Source organism: Commensalibacter nepenthis (assembly GCF_029953305.1).
Lineage (GTDB): Bacteria > Pseudomonadota > Alphaproteobacteria > Acetobacterales > Acetobacteraceae > Commensalibacter > Commensalibacter nepenthis.
The window spans coordinates 885,923-910,528 of sequence record NZ_JASBAN010000001.1; the positions used below are offsets into that span (position 1 = coordinate 885,923).

Annotated in this window: 24 protein-coding genes, 1 tRNA gene and 1 pseudogene; 17 read left to right on the plus strand and 9 right to left on the minus strand. The window is 36.8% G+C overall.

Annotation, left to right across the window (positions count from 1 at the left end):
• Window positions 1–173: 173 nt before the first annotated feature.
• The 9 genes from QJV33_RS04040 (at window position 174) to QJV33_RS04080 (ending at window position 9,513) form a co-directional block, all read left to right on the plus strand.
• On the plus strand, window positions 174–974 hold the full coding sequence (locus tag QJV33_RS04040; protein WP_281462114.1) for a tRNA1(Val) (adenine(37)-N6)-methyltransferase: 801 nt from the start codon (window positions 174–176) through the stop codon (window positions 972–974).
• Window positions 975–1,265: 291 nt separating this feature from the next.
• Window positions 1,266–2,234 (plus strand): ribonucleotide-diphosphate reductase subunit beta, encoded by a 969-nt coding sequence (locus QJV33_RS04045; RefSeq protein ID WP_281463383.1) that lies wholly within the window; start codon window positions 1,266–1,268, stop codon window positions 2,232–2,234.
• 263 nt (window positions 2,235–2,497) lie between these two features.
• Window positions 2,498–3,247: an IS6 family transposase gene (locus QJV33_RS04050; RefSeq protein ID WP_281462115.1), complete on the plus strand. Its 750-nt coding sequence runs from the start codon at window positions 2,498–2,500 to the stop codon at window positions 3,245–3,247.
• Between the two features lie 394 nt (window positions 3,248–3,641).
• Window positions 3,642–5,498 (plus strand): ribonucleoside-diphosphate reductase subunit alpha, encoded by a 1,857-nt coding sequence (locus QJV33_RS04055; RefSeq protein WP_281463384.1) that lies wholly within the window; start codon window positions 3,642–3,644, stop codon window positions 5,496–5,498.
• A 167-nt stretch (window positions 5,499–5,665) separates the two neighbouring features.
• On the plus strand, window positions 5,666–6,577 hold the full coding sequence (locus QJV33_RS04060) for an IS1595 family transposase (RefSeq protein WP_281461738.1): 912 nt from the start codon (window positions 5,666–5,668) through the stop codon (window positions 6,575–6,577).
• A gap of 7 nt (window positions 6,578–6,584) precedes the next feature.
• Entirely contained in the window at window positions 6,585–7,424 is an 840-nt protein-coding gene (locus tag QJV33_RS04065) for a KilA-N domain-containing protein (protein ID WP_281461739.1), read from the plus strand.
• 555 nt (window positions 7,425–7,979) lie between these two features.
• Complete coding sequence (locus QJV33_RS04070) at window positions 7,980–8,372, plus strand: hypothetical protein (RefSeq protein ID WP_281462116.1); 393 nt, start codon at window positions 7,980–7,982, stop codon at window positions 8,370–8,372.
• A gap of 47 nt (window positions 8,373–8,419) precedes the next feature.
• A complete protein-coding gene (locus QJV33_RS04075) occupies window positions 8,420–9,259 on the plus strand; it encodes an aldo/keto reductase (RefSeq protein WP_281462117.1) in 840 nt (279 codons plus the stop codon).
• Window positions 9,260–9,303: 44 nt separating this feature from the next.
• Window positions 9,304–9,513: a hypothetical protein gene (locus tag QJV33_RS04080; protein WP_281462118.1), complete on the plus strand. Its 210-nt coding sequence runs from the start codon at window positions 9,304–9,306 to the stop codon at window positions 9,511–9,513.
• A gap of 51 nt (window positions 9,514–9,564) precedes the next feature.
• Here QJV33_RS04080 and guaA read toward each other — a convergent pair whose 3' ends face one another.
• Window positions 9,565–11,142: a glutamine-hydrolyzing GMP synthase gene (guaA, locus tag QJV33_RS04085; RefSeq protein ID WP_281462119.1), complete on the minus strand. Its 1,578-nt coding sequence runs from the start codon at window positions 11,140–11,142 to the stop codon at window positions 9,565–9,567.
• A 176-nt stretch (window positions 11,143–11,318) separates the two neighbouring features.
• Between guaA and QJV33_RS04090 the strand changes: the two genes are divergently transcribed.
• The 3 genes from QJV33_RS04090 (at window position 11,319) to QJV33_RS04100 (ending at window position 12,415) form a co-directional block, all read left to right on the plus strand.
• The gene (locus QJV33_RS04090) at window positions 11,319–11,756 is read left to right on the plus strand and encodes a hypothetical protein (protein ID WP_281462120.1); all 438 of its coding nucleotides are present in this window, start codon (window positions 11,319–11,321) and stop codon (window positions 11,754–11,756) included.
• Window positions 11,757–11,819: 63 nt separating this feature from the next.
• Window positions 11,820–11,896: transfer RNA gene (locus tag QJV33_RS04095), tRNA-Arg, on the plus strand.
• A 135-nt stretch (window positions 11,897–12,031) separates the two neighbouring features.
• On the plus strand, window positions 12,032–12,415 hold the full coding sequence (locus QJV33_RS04100) for a response regulator (protein WP_281462121.1): 384 nt from the start codon (window positions 12,032–12,034) through the stop codon (window positions 12,413–12,415).
• Window positions 12,416–12,468: 53 nt separating this feature from the next.
• Here the strand turns inward: QJV33_RS04100 and QJV33_RS04105 are convergent, their stop codons facing one another.
• The 3 genes from QJV33_RS04105 to QJV33_RS04115 form a co-directional block, all read right to left on the minus strand.
• Complete coding sequence (locus QJV33_RS04105; protein ID WP_281462122.1) at window positions 12,469–13,956, minus strand: ArnT family glycosyltransferase; 1,488 nt, start codon at window positions 13,954–13,956, stop codon at window positions 12,469–12,471.
• 558 nt (window positions 13,957–14,514) lie between these two features.
• Window positions 14,515–15,258 (minus strand): polyprenol monophosphomannose synthase, encoded by a 744-nt coding sequence (locus QJV33_RS04110; protein ID WP_281462123.1) that lies wholly within the window; start codon window positions 15,256–15,258, stop codon window positions 14,515–14,517.
• A gap of 42 nt (window positions 15,259–15,300) precedes the next feature.
• Complete coding sequence (locus tag QJV33_RS04115; RefSeq protein ID WP_281462124.1) at window positions 15,301–15,783, minus strand: Lrp/AsnC family transcriptional regulator; 483 nt, start codon at window positions 15,781–15,783, stop codon at window positions 15,301–15,303.
• Between the two features lie 135 nt (window positions 15,784–15,918).
• On the opposite strand from QJV33_RS04115, the gene trxB reads away from it, so the two are divergent.
• Window positions 15,919–16,878 carry a thioredoxin-disulfide reductase gene (trxB, locus tag QJV33_RS04120; protein WP_281462125.1) on the plus strand — a complete coding sequence of 320 codons (960 nt, stop codon included), beginning with the start codon at window positions 15,919–15,921 and terminating at the stop codon, window positions 16,876–16,878.
• 337 nt (window positions 16,879–17,215) lie between these two features.
• Here trxB and QJV33_RS04125 read toward each other — a convergent pair whose 3' ends face one another.
• The 4 genes and pseudogenes from QJV33_RS04125 to QJV33_RS04140 all read right to left on the minus strand — a co-directional run bounded on the left by QJV33_RS04125 (window position 17,216) and on the right by QJV33_RS04140 (window position 20,503).
• Entirely contained in the window at window positions 17,216–18,652 is a 1,437-nt protein-coding gene (locus QJV33_RS04125) for a mannose-1-phosphate guanylyltransferase/mannose-6-phosphate isomerase (protein WP_281462126.1), read from the minus strand.
• Window positions 18,653–18,696: 44 nt separating this feature from the next.
• On the minus strand, window positions 18,697–18,990 hold the full coding sequence (locus tag QJV33_RS04130; protein ID WP_281462127.1) for an integration host factor subunit beta: 294 nt from the start codon (window positions 18,988–18,990) through the stop codon (window positions 18,697–18,699).
• A 29-nt stretch (window positions 18,991–19,019) separates the two neighbouring features.
• A complete protein-coding gene (gene sppA, locus QJV33_RS04135) occupies window positions 19,020–19,958 on the minus strand; it encodes a signal peptide peptidase SppA (protein WP_281462128.1) in 939 nt (312 codons plus the stop codon).
• A 95-nt stretch (window positions 19,959–20,053) separates the two neighbouring features.
• Window positions 20,054–20,503 (minus strand): annotated as a pseudogene (locus tag QJV33_RS04140) (MucR family transcriptional regulator).
• Window positions 20,504–21,130: 627 nt separating this feature from the next.
• Here QJV33_RS04140 and rplU point away from each other — a divergent pair.
• The 4 genes from rplU (at window position 21,131) to proB (ending at window position 24,021) form a co-directional block, all read left to right on the plus strand.
• On the plus strand, window positions 21,131–21,433 hold the full coding sequence (rplU, locus tag QJV33_RS04145) for a 50S ribosomal protein L21 (RefSeq protein ID WP_281462129.1): 303 nt from the start codon (window positions 21,131–21,133) through the stop codon (window positions 21,431–21,433).
• A 44-nt stretch (window positions 21,434–21,477) separates the two neighbouring features.
• Window positions 21,478–21,747: a 50S ribosomal protein L27 gene (rpmA, locus tag QJV33_RS04150; RefSeq protein WP_271789400.1), complete on the plus strand. Its 270-nt coding sequence runs from the start codon at window positions 21,478–21,480 to the stop codon at window positions 21,745–21,747.
• Window positions 21,748–21,838: 91 nt separating this feature from the next.
• Window positions 21,839–22,873 carry a GTPase ObgE gene (gene obgE / locus QJV33_RS04155; RefSeq protein ID WP_281462130.1) on the plus strand — a complete coding sequence of 345 codons (1,035 nt, stop codon included), beginning with the start codon at window positions 21,839–21,841 and terminating at the stop codon, window positions 22,871–22,873.
• Window positions 22,873–24,021 (plus strand): glutamate 5-kinase, encoded by a 1,149-nt coding sequence (gene proB, locus QJV33_RS04160; protein WP_281463385.1) that lies wholly within the window; start codon window positions 22,873–22,875, stop codon window positions 24,019–24,021. Before obgE ends, proB begins: the two co-directional genes overlap by 1 nt.
• Here the strand turns inward: proB and QJV33_RS04165 are convergent.
• Window positions 23,996–24,601 carry a hypothetical protein gene (locus QJV33_RS04165; RefSeq protein WP_281462131.1) on the minus strand — a complete coding sequence of 202 codons (606 nt, stop codon included), beginning with the start codon at window positions 24,599–24,601 and terminating at the stop codon, window positions 23,996–23,998. The two genes, proB and QJV33_RS04165, sit on opposite strands and share 26 nt — an antisense overlap.
• Window positions 24,602–24,606: the final 5 nt, after the last annotated feature.

Consider the following 24,606-nt stretch of genomic DNA (forward strand, 5'->3'; position numbering starts at 1 on the left):
CTACCTTTTTATAGAATTGTTACTTTCAATTCCAACCAACTATGTGTAAAACTTAAAATATTCTTATTCAATCCAAAAACAAGACTATAAAACATTTTTATCATTAACACCTCACTTATTATTAAGTTAGAATACAATTTATTTTGTCAAAACATTTTTTCGGTTCATGATTTATGCAATCGCTGCCATCTACATCCTCTTTTATACACCATAAATCAAAAAAAATATCTGATGGAACGCTTCTCGAGGGAAAGATTTTTTATCGACAATATCAGGAAGGATACAGAACCGCACTTGAACCGATTTTAATGGCGGCTTGTATACCCGCAAAAGCAGGACAAACCATTATAGAAGGGGGATGCGGCGCTGGGGCTGGATTAATGTGCCTGAACTATCGTGTTCCAAACATTACAGGGATTGGTTTTGAACAAAGTCAAGAAATGCTGGCATTGGCAAATGACAATTTTCAACTAAACCAAATGGAGAATTTAAAAGCCATTGAGGTAACGCTTCCTAAACTTCCTAAACGACCCTTTAATTTCCTATCCAAAGGACAAGAACATGTCGATCATGTGTTTGCCAACCCCCCTTGGCACGCCCATAATAGCTTCCCTTCTCCTGATCCTCAAAAAGATCTAGCAAAAAGACTTCCCAAAGACTTTCTTGCAGAATGGATTTATGCGCTCAGCCGACCGTTACGCCAAGGGGGGACCTTGACCCTTGCCCTTTCTGCGTCTTTATATGTAGAAGCCAGCGCAATCATGAATCAGTATAAGCTAGGCTCTATTATATTATTTCCGTTATGGCCCAAAGTGAATCGCCCCTCACGAATCATTTTATTACAAGGACGTATGGGATCCACTGGAGGCGGTCGGATTTCTCCTGGTATGATTTTGCATAATGAGGATGGTGACTTTACCACCCAAGCCAACCATATCCTCAAAGATGGACAAATGCTTTGCTTACTTCCTTAAAGTTGTTTATATAATACCAAAGAATATGTGCATTTTGGCACCGCATGTAACCATAAAATAACACTCTTCTAAATTTTGTAAAAAACTATATATAGTATGTTTACAATTTTTTATACACAATATATACAATATTTAACACCATCACATCAATACCTACTATAATCATTTTATATGGGTAGAATGCTGCTTTAAGGGTTGTTTATTAACTTTACCATATATAACCCAAAAAACTATAAAAGGAGACGTTCGTTGAGCAACGATACTAACGGTAATGCAAAAACTCATAATTTAATGACTTATAACCCAGTCTATAAGCCATTTCATTATCCATGGGCATACGATGCATGGTCGACACAACAACGTCTTCACTGGATTCCAGAAGAAGTTCCACTAGCGGAAGATGTCAAAGATTGGCATAAAAAATTAACCGAATCAGAAAGACATTTAATTACTCAAATATTTCGGTTTTTTACCCAATCCGATGTTGAGGTTAATAATGTCTATATGAAATATTACAGTCAGGTCTTCAAACCCATTGAAGTTCTGATGATGCTGTCAGCATTTTCTAATATTGAAACAATCCACATCGCTGCATATAGTTATCTTTTAGATACTATCGGCATGCCTGAAATTGAATATTCTGCATTTTTAAATTATAAGGAAATGCGGGATAAATATGACTATATGCAAAATTTCAATGTCGACAATCCTTATGAAATTGCTAAAACCATGGCGGTTTTCGGAGCTTTCACCGAAGGGTTACAGCTTTTTGCAACATTTGCAATTTTAATGAATTTCCCACGTTTCAATAAACTTAAAGGCATGGGGCAAATCGTTTCTTGGTCTGTTCGTGATGAAACACTCCATTGCTTATCTGTCATCAAGCTATTTCGCACTTTTATTCAAGAAAACCCATCTTTGTGGACACCAGAATTTCAACAAGAACTACGCGATATTTGCGCAACAATTGTTGAACATGAAGATGCTTTTATTGATCTCGCCTTTGAAATGGGAGATATCGAAGGTCTAGATGCTGCAACAGTCAAGCAATATATCCGTTTCATTGCCAATCGCCGTTTAACCCAATTAGGCGTTGATACACTTTATGATATCGATAAAAACCCACTTCCTTGGATGGATGAGATGTTAAATGCTGTTGAGCATACAAACTTCTTTGAAAATCGCTCTACCGAATATAGCCGTGCTGCTACCCAAGGCACATGGGAAGATGCTTTTGAAGATATGATTTTAGATACTTAATGCTAGCAATATAAAAAAAGAGGTTAATTATTTAACCTCTTTTGTTAATTTAATTAATTTTTAAAATTCTTCATATCGTGAAGGATCTTGATCTTTTAACCGACCATCAGGTTTATCTAACTCTTTAATTTTATCCATATCTTGTTGGGTTAATTCAAAATCAAATAACGCCAGATTTTCTTTTTGGGTCTTGTTGCAAATTTAATTATGTATTTTAGTATGATATAGAAATGGAGTGAGTATTTATATTTTAGGAACGATTTATGTCTATTGGTATCTATAGCAAGCTTATATTAAGGTCTAAGGATGATTTTAAAGGTCGCCACTTTAGTGGGTTGATGATTATCCAAGCGGTAAACTGGTATTTACGCTATTGTCTTAGCTATCGAGACATTGAGGAATTGTTTTTAGAACGTGGGATAAATATAGATCATAGCACGTTAAACCGTTGGGTATTACGCTATGCTCCTCTATTAGAAAAACGTTTGAGAAGCTATAGAAAACCCCATTGTGGTGAGGTGAGGATTGATGAAACCTATATCAAAGTAAAAGGTCAGTGGAAGTATCTATATAGAGCCATTGATAAGAATGGAACTGCTATTGATTTCTTATTAACAGCTAAAAGAAATATCAAAGCAGCACAACGTTTCTTTAGAAAGGCGTTTAAAGAAGAGGGTCTATTCGCTCCAACCCATATTGGAACAGATAAAGCATTACCGTTTCCAAAAACCATACAAACCATGAAGAATGAGTATATCCTTCCCAATCACTGCGTTCATGAAACCAAGAAATCTTTACAACAGGGAATAGAAAATGATCATTTTAGAGTAAAGAGAATTATCCCAAAGAATGGTTGCTTTCAGTCTTTTCATACCGCAAGGAAAACACTCAAAGGATATGAGGCCATTCTCTGGATTAAAAAAGGACTGGGTTTTAGAGGAAAATGGACAATCAACGAACAAATAAAGCTCATTCAAAATATCTTCGGTCTAAATAATAATATACCCGTCTAAATTAGCTAGCTTTATGGCTAATCACAGCACCATTCAATATTTGCGACAAGACCAATATTTTCAATCTTTTCATTTAACCATTCAGGTTATACATAGTAGGTTCCTAGCTTATATGTAAATGATTTGAGATGTGTACTTATCACACACAGATAAAATTAATTTGTGTCAAGGTCATTGTTTAGTTGATTTTATATCATCATATAGATATTTATAATCTTTAAATATACTATATATAGACAATTAACTATTTCATTGAACAGTTTATGGTATATCGTTAGGTATATAAAGTTCCCTAAACCCTTAATCTTGTTTTACGAGGATATGAGACGTGAGTCCTGTTGATGTACTTGAAAGAAAACCCTCTGTCGCTGCAAAAAGTAAAAATGAACAACCGATGTTTGATTTTACGGATGCGTTGGCTGGCAATGTCCAGCTTTATGGAAGGTATCAGGTCAAGCTCGATCATTCTCGTGATGATTTGCTGACCCCTTTTGGCAAAGCGACATTGGATGATCGCTATTTGATGGAAGGGGAATCTTATCAAGATTTGTTTGCGCGAGTTGCTTCTTATTATGGCAGCGACGCTGCACATGCGCAACGTATTTATGATTATATGTCTCAACATTGGTTTATGCCTGCAACGCCTGTTTTATCAAATGGTGGAACGTCTCGTGGCTTGCCAATTTCTTGTTTCTTAAATGAAGCAGAAGACAGTCTTAAAGGTATTGTTGAACTTTGGAATGAGAATGTGTGGCTAGCATCCAGAGGTGGTGGGATTGGTTCTTATTGGGGGAACCTTCGTTCTATTGGTGAAAATGTCAAACGGAATGGGAAAACTTCTGGAGTGATCCCGTTTATTCGCGTGATGGATAGTTTGACGTTGGCAATTAGTCAGGGTTCGTTACGTCGTGGATCAGCAGCTGTTTATTTACCGATTTGGCATCCCGAAATTGAAGAATTCATTGAATTACGCAGACCAACGGGGGGGGATCCTAACCGTAAAGCGTTGAACTTGCATCATGGTGTATTGGTTTCTGATGCGTTTATGCGTGCGGTTGAAAAAAATGAAGAATGGACGTTGTTATCCCCCAAAGATCAATCTGTGATTCGTAAAGTTTCAGCACGGTCTTTATGGATTCGTTTGTTAACAACTCGTATTGAACAGGGCGAGCCATATATTGTTTATTCCGATACGGTTAATAATGCACGTCCAGAGCATCATAAATTGGCTGGGTTAGAAGTTAAAACATCGAATCTTTGTGCTGAAATTACCTTACCAACAGGGATTGACCACAAAGGTCAGGAAAGAACAGCCGTTTGTTGTTTGTCTTCTTTAAATCTGGAATATTGGGATCAATGGTATCAAAATCCTCAATTTATTCCTGATGTAATGCTGTTTTTGGATAATGTCTTACAAGATTTTATTAATAATGCGCCCGATGAAATGGCACGTGCCCGTTATGCTGCGTCTCGGGAACGCTCTGTGGGTATGGGCGTGATGGGGTTCCATTCTTTCTTGCAAGCTAAAAATATTCCGTTCGAAAGCGTGATGGCAAAAGTTTGGAACAAGAAAATGTTTCAACATATTCGTCAGCAGGCTGATAAAGCTTCTGTGATGTTGGCAGAAGAGCGCGGTGCTTGTCCTGATGCAGACGATTATGGGATTAACGAACGTTTTTCAAATAAAATGGCAATTGCGCCAACGGCTTCTATTTCAATTATTGCTGGGAATGCTAGCCCTGGAATTGAACCGATTAATGCGAATGTGTTTTTGCAAAAAACATTATCAGGGTCTTTTACGGTGCGTAATCGTCATTTGCGGGCATTATTGCAAAGCAAAGGGCAAGATACAGATGAAATCTGGTCTTCTATTACGTTGAACAAAGGAAGTGTGCAGCATTTAGAGTTTTTAACTCAAGATGAAAAAGATGTCTTCAAAACAGCGTTTGAACTCGATCAACGTTGGATCATTGAACATGCTGCGGATCGTTCGCCATTTATTTGTCAGTCTCAGTCAATTAATCTATTTGTGCCTGCGAATATACATAAAAGAGATTTACATCAAATCCATTATCAAGCATGGAAAAAAGGCGTTAAATCGTTGTATTACTGCCGCTCTTTATCTTTACAGCGTGCAGATGATGTCAGTAACGTTGCAGTAAAAATGGATGTTTTATCTCCGATTTCCCCATCTACACCAATAGATGGGAATACAACCACTGATTACGAAGAATGTTTATCTTGCCAATAAATAAAATATTTTAGTAATTTTTTAAAAAGTCTTTTCTTTTAATTCAAGGAAAAGACTTTTTTTAATTTGATTAAAACTGAAAATTATTTTTGGTAATTATATACATTTATACACAAAAATATTGACATTGTGTTAAGTTATACTAAGATATTAGTAGAGGTAGCAGAATGATTAAAAAGTTTAACACTATCATAGATCTTATTAATACTTTCCCAGATGAAGAAGCGTGTATCAAACACCTTGAGAATTTAAAATGGGGTGGCAATATTATCTCTCCTTTTGATCCAGCTTCAAAAGTTTATGTATGTAAGGGTAATCGATACCGTTGTAGGAATACTAGTAAATATTTCAATGTTAAAACAAACACCTTATTTGATAATTCAAAAATACCACTTCAAAAATGGTTTTTAGCAATATGGATTATTACTTGTCATACTAAAGGAATCTCATCAGTGCAGTTAGCTAAAGACTTAGGTGTGACGCAAAAAACAGCTTGGTTTCTTCTGCATCGTATTCGCAATTGCTTTAGTTTTGATAATAACAATGTCTTAAACAATGAAATTGAAGTAGACGAAACTTATGTCGGTGGCAAGAATAAATTTCGTCATATCTGTAGAAAAGTACAACATTCTCAAGGTAGAAGTTCAAAAGATAAAACACCTGTATTTGGCATGATTGAACGTTCAGGAAAATTAAATGCTAAAAAGGTTAATGATGTATCAGCAACAACATTGACAAAGCAAATTGTTAGTTACGCTAATAAAGATGCCACTATTTATTCTGATGAATGGTTAGGGTATTCACAACTAACTAAAATCTATAACCACGCTATCGTAAAACATGCCAATAAAGAATATGTTAATGGTAAAGTTCATACTAATACTATAGAAGGTTTCTGGTCGTTATTTAAGCGCGGCATCATTGGAATTTATCATTCGGTGTCAGTTAAGCATTTACAAAAATATGTTGATGAATTTGTATTCCGCTACAACACCCGTAAACACCGGCAAGACCATCGCTTTGATTATCTGCTAACACATATGAGTTGTAGAATGACTTATCAAAGTTTAACGACATGAGGTAGAAATGGAACAATTAGATTTACCGCTTATTCAAAGACAAGAAAATAATGTTTTAATATCGCAACGCGCTTACGACGGTTACATTAATGCTACTGCTATGTGTAAAGCTGCGAGTAAAGAGTTTAAGCATTATAATAGTTTATCCACTACAAAGGCCTTTGTTCAGGAACTTTCTTCCGTGGTCGGAATTCCGACCACGGAATTAATACAGTCAATACAAGGAGGTGTTCCTACATTACAAGGTACATGGGTACATCCTCAAGTAGCAATAAATTTAGGCCAATGGGCATCACCCAAATTTGCTGTTCTGGTATCTAAATGGGTTTTAGAATGGATGCAGGGTGGCGAGAAAAAACACTCAACACTTCCTTGGCACATTCGCAGGTATTTAATCAATAGAGAAAAAATACCACCTACTCATTTTTCTATGCTAGATCAAATGACATTAAAACTATTAGCACCTCTAGAATCAAGAGGATACTTATTGCCGGATCGAATGATGCCAGACATTTCTCTAGGAAAAATGTTTTGTAAATGGCTAAGAAGTAATGGTTATGATCCAGATTCTTTCCCAACATATACTCACTCTTTTGGAGACGGGAAACGCCCTAACGTCAATGCAAAACTATATCCAAACGAACTAATAACTTCTTTTAATTTAGAGGTTAATAATTGGATTGTAGATCCTAACAAAGCTCTTAAATATTTCAAAGATCGTGATAAAGAGTCAGTAATCCCGTTAACCAATTTTATTCTTACTTTACCAACTCCTGAGAATGCTCGTACAGAACTAGACAATAAACTAATTACAGCATTGACATACAACCCAAAAGATCAATTCTAAATAAGGTTTTTTAGATTTAATTTTTCTATGAATTTGTAATTATTTTGTGTAGAGATGTATATAATTACCTTATTTTTTTTAAAAAGATTTTGCATTATACATTTATATAAGAATATGATTGCGTATATTTCCAATATATTATTTGACAATAACTATTTGTATCATATCTGGGTTATATTAGTTTCGTGTTGTTAATCCATTATGGTACTACGGATATGCTGTTAATATTTTAATTTCACTTCGTAATGACTGGATTGGATATGCGGGGCATCTTTGGTCTTTGACTGTTGAAGAACAGTTTTATTTAGTTTGGCCAATGATTATTTTGTTGTGCAGCTATCAATTTATTAAGAATATTACGATTTTTTCATATTTGTTGGCTTTTTATTACCTTTCATTCAGCCGATGACACACCTACAAGGGATTTCATTATATGTTTTACCTTTTATTCATCTAGTAGCTCTAGGTCTAGGAGCATTACTGGCATATTTTCATGACCGTCATACAGAGTTATTACAAAGTATAAACTTACATCTGTTAGGGGTTTATACTTGTATGGTTACAATTTTCTTATTAATTTCACTTACTTTTTTTTCTGTAAAAATAGATAATTCAGCACGCTATTTCTTATTTTTATTTGCCAATCTAAGTACGATAGCGATTATTCATGAAATGTGGGCAGGAAGACTACGTAACTTTGTCAATCTAATGGAGTTTTATCCTGTTAGAGTGATTGGAAAAACCAGTTACGGTATTTACCTTTATCATAACTTAGTACCAGAATTTTTTATCCGGTCGCCATTTTCGCCAAGTTTGCCACCATCATATGTTAATGTGCTAGTATACCTAATAACTACTGCAATTATTACTGTTTTGTCTTGGAAATTAATCGAAAAGCCATGCAATTTACTTAAAAATTCAGCAACAAATTTTGTACTACGAATTTAGCATATAAAATGTTAATCTAATATTGTACATATTTGAGGAGTATTGTTATGATTGTTATTCCACAATTAGCTTTGAATGATGGTACGAAAATTCCTGCTGTTGGATTTGGAACTTATAAGCTAAACGGCAGGCAAGGTGCCAAGGATATTATCAGAGCCATTCATAATGGGTATCATTTCTTAGACTCTGCATTTAACTACGAAAATGAAGGGGCTGTGGGGGAGGCAGTTCGCCAATGCGGGTTATCTCGAGATAAAATCCAGATTACTTCCAAACTACCAGGGCGTCGTCAACAATATGACCAAGCATTGGTAACAATCGAAGAGTCTTTGTATAGAGCGCAATTAGAATATTATGATTTTTATTTAATTCACTGGCCTAACCCTCTGACCGGACATTATGTAGAGGCTTGGCAGGCTTTAATCGAAGCGCGCAAAAGAGGTCTAATTAAATCCATTGGGGTTTGTAATTTCTTACCTGAACATTTGGATACTCTTATCCAAGAAACAGGGGTAACGCCTTGCATAAATCAAATTGAGCTACATCCATATTTTTCTCAAGAAACACAACGGGCTTATAATAAAAAACTAGGGATTGTTACTCAGTCATGGAGTCCGATCGGTAGAGCCAATAATATGTTGCAAAATCCACTTATTCAAGAAATTGCAGACCGATATCAAAGGTCAATCGCACAAGTTATTTTGCGTTGGCATATCCAATTGGGGGCAGTGCCTATTCCCAAAGCAACCTCTGATGAAAGACAAAAAGAAAATCTGGCGTTATTTGATTTTGAATTAACCCAACAAGATATGGATAAAATTAAAGAGTTAGATAAACCTGATGGTCGATTAAAAGATCAAGATCCTTCACGATATGAAGAATTTTAAAAATTAATCTGTAGGAATTGATCGGGTTGTTTAGGAGACTCGCGATGCCTATGTCTGATAGAGAGTATGTTAATTTTAGTGAAAATCATGAGTTAAACCATATTTTAAAAAAACATGGAAAATCTCAATCACAGAAAGATAGAGAAGAATTAAAGAAACTTGGTGTGACAGCTAAAGCTAAATTAGAGAAAAAAATACTTAAACATAATGATTTTGAACCCTTTGTCAAAGATCATTTAAAGTATTTGGATTAAATAATCACAAAGCTCAGAAGAATATGTTTTCTGAGCTTTGTGATTAGACTATTATTCCCACTCAATGGTTCCTGGTGGTTTTGAGGTAATATCATAGGTTACACGATTAACACCACGCACTTCATTCACAATACGCCCAGCAACTCGGGTTAAAAATGCCATATCGAATGGATAAACATCAGCGGTCATACCATCAACACTGGTGACTGCACGTAATGCACAAGCATGATCGTAAGTACGGCCGTCACCCATAACACCAACGGTACGAACAGGAAGCAACACAGCAAAAGCTTGCCAAATCGCATCATATAACCCTGCGCTACGGATTTCTTCTAAGTAAATAGAATCAATTTTACGCAATAAATCCAATTTATCACGCGTAATATCACTTAAAATACGAATAGCTAATCCTGGTCCAGGGAAAGGGTGGCGACCAACAATATTCTCTGGAATACCCATTTCACGACCAAGATCACGAACTTCATCTTTGAACAAATCACGAAGCGGTTCAACCAGTTTCATATTCATCCGTTCTGGCAATCCACCGACATTATGGTGAGATTTAATCGTAACGGAAGATCCTGTAACGCTGACACTTTCAATCACGTCGGGATATAAAGTGCCTTGTGCAAGGAAATCTGCCCCACCAAGTTTCTTGGCTTCTTCTTCGAAAACTTCAACAAATAGGCGACCAATCGTTTTACGTTTGACTTCTGGATCAGTCACCCCCTCAAGTTCTTTTAAAAATAAATCAGAAGCATCACGTTTAATCAAAGGAATATTAAATTGACCTGTAAATGTTTTAACAACTTCGTCTACTTCACCTTGACGCAGCATCCCATGATCTACAAAAATACAAGTTAAGTGATCACCAATTGCTTGATGGATTAATACGGCTGCTACCGCGGAATCAACCCCACCAGATAAACCACAAATTACTTTTTTATCGCCAACCTGTTCGCGAATACGTGCGATTTCAAGATCACGGAAACTTGCCATTGTCCAATTTCCATGACAACCCGCAATATTATGGGTAAAATTCTTTAACAAAGCCGCACCATGAGGCGTATGTACAACTTCTGGATGGAATTGAACACCATATAAACGACGTCCTTCATCTGCAATCATTGCATAAGGTGCACCCTCGCTGGTTCCAATAACTTTAAATCCAGGAGGAAGTTTAACAACACGATCCCCATGGCTCATCCATACTTGTTCACGATTTCCTCTTGCCCAAACGCCACGGCAAAGAGAACTATCTTCGATAATTTCAACATGTGCACGACCAAATTCACGATGATCGCTAGATTCGACCTTTCCCCCTAATTGATGGCACATGGCTTGTTCACCATAACAAATCCCCAACACAGGAATATTGAGTGCAAATACTTCATCAGGAATCCGAGGGGAATCTTTATCAGCAACACTGGCGGGACCACCTGATAAAATAATCCCTTTGGGCGCAAATGAACGAATCTTTTCATTATTACTGGTATAAGGCCAAATTTCACAATAAACCCCACTTTCCCGAACGCGTCGAGCAATTAATTGGGTTACTTGGCTACCGAAATCAAGAATAAGAATCTTTTCTTCGTGTAAAGATTGTTCTAAGTCACTTACTTGGGTCATTATACCAACTTCTTCATTAAACTTTTCGAAAAAAACATGTTTGAATATCACATAAGCGAAAAACATTCAGATAAAAAGGGAATTATCTAAAAAATTTTAACTTTCTCGTTTATAAGACTAAATCAATTTAATATTTTCATACTATAGTTTTTTATTAAATCTTGTCGGAGCCTTCTATGATTATAAAGAAAATAGGATATTTTTTAACCAACACGATGTTTTTGGGTCTTACCTGCCTTTCTTTAAGTGCTTGTGGTAGTAAATTAGCAGAAGATCATCCACAAGGTATTTGGTTGGGTAAAATGGAAGTTGAACAAGGCACTTGCCCCACCGATAGGATGGCAGCATTGCGCATTGATAAAAAAATGGTTCTCTTTTCCCCAGATAATGGTGCTTTGATACTTAGGGGGGATTTTGATAAAAAACAAAAACCTAGACATTTGGTTGCTCAATTGCATCGTGTCGATATGGATCATAAACCTTATAACCTTATTTTCGAGGGCAAAGCACAAAATGAAAATATTATAGGGACTTATGGAACCCCAGATTGTCGTGCGCATATTACTTTTTATCGCCCTAATCATTATGGATTATCCGATGCCATCGCACATTAATAAATAAAATTAAAAAAAGGCTTGCAATCTAAAAAAAGATAAGATAAAAGCCTTATTCAAGACGCACCCGTAGCTCAACTGGATAGAGCACCAGACTACGAATCTGGGGGTTATGGGTTCGATTCCTGTCGGGTGCGCCATTATAAAAATCATATATCTGTTATGATTAAATAAAAAATCACATAAAATACAAAATATTGTTATACAAACAATCAAGTTTTTGTTATAAAGAATTATTTTATACTGCTAATATGAAATAAATGATTGATTAGTTGATGATACTTCTTTCTTCCTCGCTTCTGATCATAGAAGACCAACCTGAAATATGTGATTTAATCGAGCTTAGTCTACTTGATAAAGTAGAAAAAATACATGTTGCCCATTCACTTTCCGCAGCTTGTTGCTTGCAATCACAATATCGTTTTGATATTGCTATCGTTGATTCTTGCTTACCTGACGGTGACCCTTATCCACTGGTCAAAGAATTGTTGGCTCAACACTGCAAGGTATTGCTGATGAGCGGTAATTTCGAGTTAAATAAGCGCTTGGCACAATTACCTTTGCCTCGAATAGAAAAACCATTTCGTTTGCCTGTATTAATTCAATCTGTTAAACAAGCCTTTCAAATGCCTGTTACAAAAACATTAAAATCTGCTTGATAGCAAAATGGTTATTTTCCGCTGTTAAATTTATATCAAATCGTTGATATAAATTAGCGTGGCAGCCATTTACTTTCCCCTATAGATTCTAATCTTGGATTAAGATCAACAGAGTATAATTCATATCGTTGCGCTATTTGACCAAAATGTTGACGTTCTATTTTTCCTTTGGGTGCATAACCCAACGGGTTATATACAGGTGCAAAATAGCTATTTTGATTAACTGATAAGAAAGAAGACTCTTCATTGTTTTCCTTGCAAATGAAATATCCTTTTGTAGTCTTGCTAATAGGTAAATTAAAATATTTCCAACGATCCCCAATCACCATGATTTGCCGTTTCGGCAGGTAGAATCTAAGCTCTGATGCCAACCCATAATTATCAGAAATAATCACTTGATCCAAGGGAACAACGGAATTAACAGATTGAGCAAATGTTTGCCATCCGCCCAACTGCTTCAACAACATATTCTTCTTAGCAGGCAAAGGAATAATAGCAAATAATACTTGAATATAAACCAATGACACAATTGAAAATCCAACAATAATGGCTGTTTTCAACCATTGATTTACATATAATCCCGCTATGATAACCAACACAGGATATAATAATCCGACCCAGTTTGCTTGTACACGATCCCCAATGGCATGTTGAATAAATACACAAACAGGCACAATAATCATCAACCATAATAAAAAAGCGCATGAATTACAGTTTTTTTGCCAAACAGCACGGGTTAAAGAAAACATCCCAATACAAAAACAAATAAAAATGATAGGCGTTGATAATCCAATTTGTCCACCCAGTAATTCTGACAAAAATTGTAATGCTCGACTAGGATTCCAATCGGTTGTTCGCCCACCTTGTTTAAGCAGGCTAACCCATTGATGCTGACTATTCCACAAAATCACAGGATAGAAAATAACGCACGCTAAAACTGCACCGCCCCATAGCTCCTTTGTTTTTAAATAAGTGCGTCCTTCTTTACTTAGTAAGCACCATAATCCCAAAGCTGCAATTAGTAAAATAGCTGTATATTTACTCAGCAACGCCAATCCTGCACTCGCGCCAATTATCCACCACCATTTTGCTGAGTGGGTATATAATAAACGACCGCATCCCCACAGTAACACACAGACAAAAAACAATAGAGGCGTATCTGGGGTCACGATAATTGCTCCGACCCCGATTGTCAAAGTGGCATTTAATAATAAAACAGCAACCAGAGCCTTGCGATCTGATTGCGGTTGATGATTATTCAAGTCTTTAACAGCAAAGAAAATAAAGAAACTACCGATAAAAGCAGCCAGTGAACCTAAAAAACGAACCCCTACCTCTGCATTTCCCCACAATAAACATCCTGCTTTGATCCATAATGCGATCATGGGGGGATGATCGTAAAAACTGTAACCCAAATTACGTGACCAAACCCAATAATAGGCTTCATCAGGCGATAAAGGCACAGAGGCTGCAACAATAATTCGTATGATTGTTAGCACACCTAGCCCAACAGATAGTTTGAGAAGCAAATTATTTTTCATGAATACAAAACCAGATTTTTTATCATTATGCCGATACATATATTGTGATAAAATACCGACGATAACATATCAAGAAAATTACAATACTCATTGTATCTAATATAAAAATTGATGTTCAAATAAAAATAAAAGATTTACACTTTTTTTCTAGATTTTTTGACCATTTCTTCTAATATTTGCAATGCATGTTCCTTTAACAAACTATCCATTTTCTTTTTTAAAAACCTGCTTGTTAATAAATGCAATTGTTTCATCATTTCCGACTTTTTCTAATGCAAGCAATAATGAATCTTTAGCATCTATATCCTTTTCTTAGACAAAAGCATTTTGAATAAGAGAGGGCAACTTTACTATAAAATTTTGGGTTTTGTCGCAAAATTTAAATTTTATAAAATTTTGAGTTTTTACTAGCATTAGTTATTATAAAATATCTATATAATTCAATAAATTAAAAAATCCTATTTTGAAGAAATAATATTAAAAACCACTAAACTTAAAACTTTACGACAAGACCGATTATTCATAACTTATTCATTACAAATTCAAAAATATAATAAACTATTTTTTCTTTACCGATGTTTTGAATAGTTTTTGCATCAGCATGAATAAAAATTGGATCATCACTTTAAAACCCAATTTGCTTTCACCAAAAAGCCTTTGACGGAATTGAAATGGTATTTCTTTTAAACGGATAGATGATGAAGCAGACATTACTAAATCTAATAAAATTTTAAATCCTGTACCTGATAATGTTGGCAAGAGTTCGATAAACATAGAACGTCTCAACAAGAAAAAGCCGCTCATTGGATCATTGAGTGTGACAGGTAAAAATTGTTGGGAGATTCGGATACCTGTATTGGATAAAAAAAGCCGCCAACGATTGGCAAGCCCTGTGTTATCGCCCCCTTCTACATGACGGCTTCCAACAGCAAAATCGTAATGATCTTGCAATACAGCATCCAGCATCATCGGCAGTAAGGTTTCATCATGCTGCATATCACCATCAATAACTGCAACACACTCTGCAGAAGAGGATAATACCCCTTCAATCACAGCAGAGGAAAGTCCTCTTCTTCCAACCCGTAAAATACCTCTGATTCGTCGATCTTGTTGCGCTAGCCGCCAAACCTGTTTGATCGTATCATCAGGGGAGTTATCATCAACGAAAATAACTTCCCATTTGCGACCCTCTAATGCTGAGATTAATGCTTTAAATAAAGGTTCAACATTATCACACTCATTATAACATGGAACAACAACACTTAGCTCTAGTCTATTTTCGACGGGGCAAGAAGCATTCATAACATCATTTACGATCTATTAATCAAAACCTAATTTACAAAATTATTCCAAATTACTTTCTAAGGGAACCCCTTCTCGTCGCAAACTTGTTCTGATAATTTGCAATGTCTGCACCCTTGCCACATGGGGATTATTGGTTAGTTCATGCGTTAATCGATTCTCATCCTCAGCATCTTTAGCAATAAAACAAATTAAAAAATCCACACCACCTCTGACCATATGACACTCTCGAACCTCTGGCAGTTGTGCCATCTGAGCTTCGAATTCTTTCAACACTGATTCTTTTTGGCTATCTAGCCCAACCAAAACAAACACAGACAAAGACCATCCAACGGCAGCGGTGTTGATTCTAGCATGATAACTTTGGATAACCCCCATAGCTTCCAGTCGCCGTACGCGCCTTAAACAAGGGGGAGCCGAAATGCCAACACGCTGAGCCAAATCTATATTTGTAATGCGACCATCTTTTTGTAATTCATCTAAAATCAACCAGTCAATCTTATCAAGGTCTACTAAATGTGCCATATACTTGTTATTCCGCCCTAGCATTTTGCTGATATCTGTAAAAGACTATTGTTAAACAAAACCTTCTTCTTATACAATAAACACAATATATATATAATTTCAAAAATCGCTACGATTAAATCAGGATATAACAACATGACAGAGGTTTTTATTACAAACATGCTTATTATCGGCGCAGGTCCCGCTGGATATACCGCAGCCATTTATGGTGCCAGAGCAAATATGAAACCTGTCCTTTTAACTGGGATGCAACCTGGTGGACAATTAACCATCACGAACGATGTAGAAAATTTCCCAGGTTTTGCGGATGCAATCCAAGGTCCATGGTTAATGGAGCAAATGGCAGAACAAGCAAAAAATGTTGGTGCTGAAATTGTTATGGACAGCGTTACAAAATGTTCCTTGCTGGGACCTGAAAAGGAAGATGAATATTTTATTTTTCATACCGATAGTGGAAATATTTACAAAGCCCGCACTGCAATTATCGCAACAGGTGCTCAAGCACGTTGGTTAGGACTAGAAGCAGAAGAAAAATTACAAGGCTACGGTGTTTCTGCGTGTGCAACTTGCGATGGGTTCTTTTATCGTGGGAAAAAAGTAGCCGTCATTGGAGGTGGAAACACCGCTGTTGAAGAAGCCCTTTATTTAACCCATCATGCTTCACATGTAACCTTAATTCATCGCCGTGATAGTTTAAGAGCTGAAAAAATTCAACAAGATCGTTTATTAAATAACCCAAAAGTATCCGTGATCTGGGATTCTGTTGTCGAAAACATTCTTTCAGGCGGAACACCAGAAGCCGTCACAGGACTTGCTTTGAAAAATGTTAAAACCAATGAACAATCTACGTTAGATATTGACGGAGTTTTCATTGCGATTGGTCATAATCCCAATACTTCTTTATTTAAAAATCAACTTGATCTCGATTCTGAAGGATATATTATTACCCAACCAGGCACACCTAAGACCTCTATTCCAGGTATTTTTGCAGCAGGTGATGTTCAAGACAAAACCTATCGCCAAGCCATTACAGCCGCAGGGTCAGGCTGTATGGCAGCATTGGACGCTGAGCGTTTCATAAGTGAAATTGAATAGATAAAGCAAAGGTGGGAAATAGCAATATTATTTCCCACTGTTCCTACAATGATTAATATTACTAATATAAAACTATCAACTAATAGAGCATTCTTGGGTGTAACAAATAATATCCGTGCGATTGCTTTTGATTATACAGCCACATCCATTTTAATTTTTGCGTATTTTGATACAAAACCAACAGAAGATGATTATGAAGTCATCAATTGTGCTGTAACTGAAATACTTGCCGATTTCCCTGAATTTCTATCCCAAGAAATTATTCTAACACAAACCAATACCCCAATAGGCACGTTAAATGCTTATAAAGGGATGGATCTTTGTAAGGTAAAGCCTTTTAGTCTAAACGATTATAGTTATCTTCTAAACGCACAATATCATCCTCATTTAGATAAGAACCGGATTGTATTTCAATTACAACCAACGGAATACGTCCCGGATTTGTCAAACGATGTAGTGTTCCAACAGGTAAATAAATACTTTCGTTTTCTTTGACTAAAATGACCTCTGAATCTCGCGTAACCTCAGCAACTCCAGAAACAACAACCCAATGCTCTGAACGATGGTAATGTTTTTGCAAAGAAAGCTGCGCACCTTCATTCACGACCAGCTGTTTGACTTGAAAACGATGTCCACTTGCCAATGTCTCATAATATCCCCACGGGCGATAGCAACGTGTGTGTGCAAAGGCTTCTTTTTGCTTTGCCAAAGTCAGTTTTTCAACAATTTTCTTTACATCTTGAGATTTATGGCGATCTGTTACTAAAACCGCATCCTTGGTAACGACAACGACAACGTTATCAAGACCATTCACCGCAGCAACCATATCATCTGAACGGATATAGCTATTTTGCGTATTCTCAAGAAAGACATTGCCTATGGCAACATTCCCTCCATCATCTTTTGCGCCGATGTCCCACAAGCCGTTCCAGCTACCAATATCAGACCATGTCAAATCCGCAGCAATCACCAGCATTTTTTCTGTTTTTTCAGCAATTGCATAATCGATAGATATATCAGGAACCTTTTCAAAATCCTCTAATTGAATACGTTCAAAATATAAATCCGTTTTACGGTTCCGAATGGCAAGTTTGATACTAGACAAAAGGTCTGGCGTATAATTTGCCATTTCCTGCAACATCGTTTTTGCAGAAAAAACAAACATTCCTGAATTCCATAAATATTGTCCAGAATCCAACATCTGAGCTGCACGCTGATAATCGGGTTTCTCTGTAAAAGCCTTTACAGAAAAAGCATGTTGGGCATCTTGAATCTTATCTCCTTTTTGAATATATCCATACCCTGTTTCTGGTCGCGTTGGTTGAATACCAAAAGTAATAATATTGCCTTGTTGGGCTAGTAATGCAGCCTCTTCAACCAATTGAATTAAACGTTCAGTTTCCTGAACAACTGCATCCGCTGCCATAACCCAAAGAATATAATCTGGACTTTCTTCTTCCACCAAAAAACTAGCAGCAGCAATAGCTGGAGCAGAATTCCTGCCAACTGGTTCTAGTACAATACGTGCTTTTTCAATACCAATCTCACGCAATTGTTCAGCAATTAAAAAACGATGATCGTTATTACAAACAACAATTGGGTCTGTGAATAAAGACCCAATTGCTCTTAATGCTGTATCTTGCAGCATTGAATTTTCAGATAATAATGGCCATAATTGCTTAGGAAAACTGGCTCGGGAGACAGGCCACAAACGACTACCCGTTCCACCTGATAAAATTACTGGAACAATTTTAATCATTTCAGTTCCGCGCATCCTATGCCCCCTTGCCTCATTTTCCTAAGCTATATCGAAACTTATTAAGCCTCATCCATTTGGCTGTTCGTCCGTTTTCTTAATTCTTTGCCTGTCTTAAAAAAAGGAACATATTTTTCATGAACTTCTACAGCATCGCCTGTTCTAGGGTTACGACCAGTACGTGCTTTGCGATTTTTCACAAAAAAAGCACCGAAACCGCGCAACTCTACTCTTCCACCTTGTGCCAGAGAAGTTCCAATTTCATCGAAAATAGTGGAAACAATCAAATCAATATCTTTAATTAATAAATTTGGATGTGCTGCTGCAATCTCTAAAATAAGTTCAGATTTAGTCATTTAATTTATACCCGTTTTTATAATTTTGCCTAAGGTTTCCAAATTGCTATCGCACCATCAAGATTTTCATGATCGTTATACACCACTTGGTGCATGAAACCATTCACAGAATCCCCTAATGTTTCACCTACAAATCTAGAAAACCATTTAGAAGGTTTCTTATTCTTTAATTCTATTACTTTGATATCAGATGATAATTTTGAATAATGAATTAACCATTTCTTAGCATCTTGTTCTGTGCCGATTTGATCAATCAATCCATTTTTAACTGCTTGCTGACCACTATATGGACGACCATCGCCAAGTTCCCTCACTTTTGCAATATCCATATGCCTTCCCTCAGCGACCATCCCAACGAATTGATCATAAAAATTTTCAATCAGTCCTTGCAACATCTCACGACCTTGCGAAGAAAGTGGCTTAACCATAGAAGGTTGACCTTTTAACGGACCAGAAACCAATTGATCGACATTAATTCCAACTTTGCCCAACAATCCTGAGATGTCAGGAGCCTGCATAATAACACCAATCGATCCCGTTAATGTCGAATTGAGCGCAAAAATGCGATTAGCAGGTACAGAGATCATATAACCAGCCGAAGCTGCAACACCTCCCATACTCACCACCACTGGTTTTTTCTTGGCAAAATGCATGATCGCGTCATGCAATTGCTCACCACCCGTGACGGCTCCACCAGGACTATTGACACATAAAATCAACCCTTTAACAGATTTATCCGCCAAAGCATCATCAATCAACTTAACCTGTTTAGAAACATCAGAACCAATAATACCTTCGATCTTTAATTTTACTAAATGATCTGTATTTCGTCCCATTTTAAACAAAGACGAACCCGCAACAATTGTTACGATGGATACAATAAATACAACACATGCAATACAACGCCACAAAACCAACTTTCGTCGGATTTTTTGACGTTCTAATAACAAATCACTTTCTATCTGCATTTATCAAAGTATCCCATCACAAACAAGCCATCATTTAATAATCTTAAAGACTGGATATATAGTTACCCAAACTTGTAGTGTCAAAAGAATATTGCTTAATCTTCTTTACGACTTCTACGATTACGCACATTGTTTTTACTACTAATCACATTTTTACGACCCAACCCAATTTCACGAGCTAAATTAGACCTACGCTCTGCATAATTTGGTGCCACCATAGGATAATCCGCAGGTAAATTCCAACGTTAACGATATTGTTCTGGCGTTAACCCATAAGCACTTTGAATATGACGCTTTAACATTTTGAGCTTTTTCCCATCCTCTAGACAAATGATATAATCCGGGAAAACGGAACGTTTTATGGGAACAACAGGTTGCAGCTTTTCTGTATCAGAACCATTCTTATCTATCGAACTTAACGTTTGATAAATTTGTCTGATTAATTCTGGCAATTGGTCAGAGCCAACCGAATTATTTGATATATGAGAGGAAACTACTTTAACGGTCAGCTCCAACAATGATAAATTTTTTTCTTCTAATTCCATATTATATTATCCAAAATATCACACTAAATATTTGAATTTCATTTAAAAAATTTAAATAAAATTATATAATAAATACTCTTTTTACTATATATTACCGATAACAGTTTTAACATTATTTCAAATATTTACTATATAAAATTATAAAAAAATTAATGAACCCTGTATAATACTCATGACCTTAAATAAAACTTTGAAAATATTTTATTTTATGTTTATGCCATAAAAATTAAAAGTAATTTAAACAAATAATAATAACTTTAACAAAGGTTTAACAGTCATGTTTCAAGTAAAAATAATTTCTATTGTATGTATTCTCGGTTTATTTGTTTTGACAAGTTGTACTAAAAACAACAATAAACATCAATATGTAAACGGATCATATTTACAAATAGGCTCTGGGGGATCATTACGATAAGTCTTGCTGAATAATTAAAATTATATAATAAACCATCAAAACACTATGAATAAATTGAAAAAAAACAAAAAATATTGACTTAACGATTGACTTTTTAGCTAAAAAATATGATATAAACTTGAAATTCAGATCAAATCTTCTGAAACGAATTATAACAAAAAGAAATTCTGTAACTGTTATTACAAGAATTTGACATCTATAGAGAGTTTATAATGTTTGCAATTATCCGCACGGGTGGAAAACAATATCGCGTTACTCCTGATATGGTATTAAAAGTTGAAAAACTTGATGTCGAAGCAGGAAGCACTGTAACTTTTTCTGATGTATTGGCTGTTGATGGTACCATTGGTGTCCCAACTGTGGCTGGTGCTTCTGTAAAAGCAACCGTGATCGCGCAAGATCGCTTAAAGAAAGTCATCATCTTTAAAAAACGCCGTCGCCAAAACAGCCGTCGTAAAAATGGGCATCGTCAACCTGTAACAGTTTTGCGCATTACCGAAATTAATGCTGCGTAATTCATAAACCTATTCAATATTGATTTTAAAACAGGAGATAAATCATGGCACATAAAAAAGCAGGCGGTTCCTCCAGAAACGGGCGCGACACAGAAGGTCGTCGTCTTGGAGTGAAAAAGTTTGGTGGACAATCTGTTATCGCTGGTAACATCATTGTGCGTCAACGCGGAACAAAAATCAAACCAGGCGCAAATGTTGGTCTAGGTCGTGATCACACAATTTTTGCCCTTGTTGATGGCAATGTACGTTTTGATAGCCGCAACAAAGGAAACGTTACTGTTTCCGTAGAAACACTAGCAAACGCTGCTGAATAAAACAATCATTGACCTTTTGGGGTCTATGTTATTCAATAAAGGGTCGATTCGTTTTGAATCGACCCTTTATATTTTAAGGTATAGATAAAAGATGAAATTTCTCGATCAAGCTAAAATTTATGTAAAATCAGGTGATGGTGGCAATGGTGTAGTCGCATTTAGAAGAGAGAAATTCATCGAATATGGCGGTCCTGATGGTGGGGATGGTGGTCGTGGTGGCGACATTATTTTCGAAGCTATTGACAATTTAAATACTTTGATTGACTTTCGCTATACTCAACATTTTCGTGCCAGAAAAGGCGGCAATGGCTCTGGTGCTAATCGCACAGGTGCTGCTGCTGAAGATGTCATCATCAAAGTACCCGTTGGAACACAAATTTTTGATGATGACAAAGAAACCTTATTGGCAGATCTTGATGAGACTGGCAAAACAATCACTTTATGTCGTGGTGGCGATGGTGGTTTTGGAAATGCACGTTTTAAATCCAGCACAAACAGAGCCCCTCGCCGTGCAGATCCAGGATGGCCTGGTGAAGAACGTTGGGTTTGGCTGCGTTTGAAATTGATTGCGGATGCTGGACTGGTTGGTCTACCCAATGCTGGCAAATCCACGTTTCTATCTGTTGCCTCTGCGGCACGCCCAAAAATTGCAGACTATCCCTTTACAACCCTACACCCTCAATTAGGAATGGTGCGGCTATCTTCTACAGAAGAATTCGTTTTGGCTGATATTCCTGGATTGATTGAAGGAGCTCATATGGGCAGCGGTCTAGGAGATCGATTCTTAGGGCATGTTGAACGATGTGCATTACTCCTCCATTTAATCGATATCACAAGCGAAGATGTCGTCCAAACTTGGCAAACGATTCGTCATGAGCTTGAAGCTTATGAAGGCAATCTTGTTGAAAAACATGAAATTATTGGGTTAAACAAAGCCGACCTTCTTACCCCAGAAGAAGCCTTGGAAAAACAACAATCCTTGGAAAAAGCAACAGGACAAAAAGTATTTTTACTGTCCGCAGCAACACATCATGGGGTCAAAGATATTTTATATTATTTACAAAATTACATTACCAATCATAAATTAAACGATAGTTCTCATCAAAAACCATTTAGCCCAATATGATGCAAATACCTCAACTTAATAAAGCCCGAAGAATCGTTGTTAAAATTGGCAGTGCATTGCTCGTTGATGGACAAAATGCATGTATTCGACAATCTTGGTTACAAACGATTGTCGAAGATATTACCAATTTACATAAACAAAATTGCGATGTCCTCGTTGTTTCCTCGGGTGCCATTGCGCTGGCACGTTACACTTTTAATCTGAATCGTCATAAATTACGACTTGCAGAAAAACAAGCTGCGGCTGCTATTGGGCAAATCAAATTAGCACAGGCGTGGAGTGAAAATTTTCTGGAGCATAATATTACAACTGCCCAGATCTTATTAACACTAGAAGATACTGAAACGCGCCTGCATTATTTAAATGCACGCGCTGCTTTGGAAACCTTATTAAAATTAAAATGCATTCCTATTATTAACGAAAATGATACGGTTGCGACGTCTGAAATTCGTTTTGGGGATAATGATCGGCTTGCTGCCCGTGTTGCCGAAATGGTGGGGGCAGATCAGTTAATTCTGCTTTCAGATATTGATGGGTTATATACAGCTGACCCAAAAACCGATCCTAATGCCAAACATATTCCTGTTATTCAAGAAATTACCCCCGAAATTATGACAATGGGTGGCAAAGCTCCGACTGGATATTCCTCTGGGGGAATGGCAACCAAACTTGCTGCTGGCACCATTGCAAATACTGCGGGTTGTGCTATGGCGATTGCTTTTGGAAAAACACAACATCCTCTAAAAGCTTTACAAGAAGGTGCAAGATGCTCGTGGTTTTTACCCAATACCTCAACCTATACTGCACGTAAACGATGGATTGCTGGGGGAATGACCACCAAAGGAATCATTTACATCGATCATGGTGCAGAAAAAGCATTATACTCAGGAAAATCGTTATTACCTGTTGGTATCACCAAAGTCGATGGGTATTTTCAAAGAGGTGATTTAATTAAAATTGGAAATAAAGAGGGAAATATTATTGGTAGTGGCGTAACTGCTTATGACTCTTCCGAAGTAAATCAAATTATTGGCTTACACACAGAAGATATTAATAGTTCTTTGGGGTGGGAAGGACCAGATGAAGTCATACATCATGACGACATGGTACTTCCCCCTGCATCTATCTCGGAGGCCAACGCAGAATAGGTTCTGCGCGACGACGCTGATGTGATTCCTCTTGCCTCTCCTCTCTGGCAGATTTGGGTGGAGGATCATAGACGCGTTCCTCTCTTCTTACTGGAACGGGAGGTCTTTCTTGAACTGGTTCAACAGGTCGCGTTCTTGCCCGATTATCTGTTACAACATCTGGTGCATCATGATATACTGCTGTTTTTGAAGCCACCCCAACGGGGGCTGATTCAGCTTGTGATGGCGGATCAAAACAGGTTGGATTGCTTTTCGTTAAAGGCACCGCAGAGTAATATTCAGGAGAATTTGTAGATTTTCTTTCTCTTACTGTGTTTTCCTCACGAACTGCTTCCCTTTCAGGCATTGGGACAGGTTGTAATTTGAACTCCAACCGTTCACGAGCATCGGGTATCCGTTTTAACAATACGCGTAACTGGGCTTGGATATCCTCCATCTGATGATCCAAATACGTTAAACGACTTTTTAACCCAAAAACGGAAAAAGGCATTAATAAAAAACAGAGCCCAAAAATGACAACAACGCCAACAATGACAAGTTGTAACCACCAAGGAATCCATTCTGGAAAAAAAAGCGCCATAATCT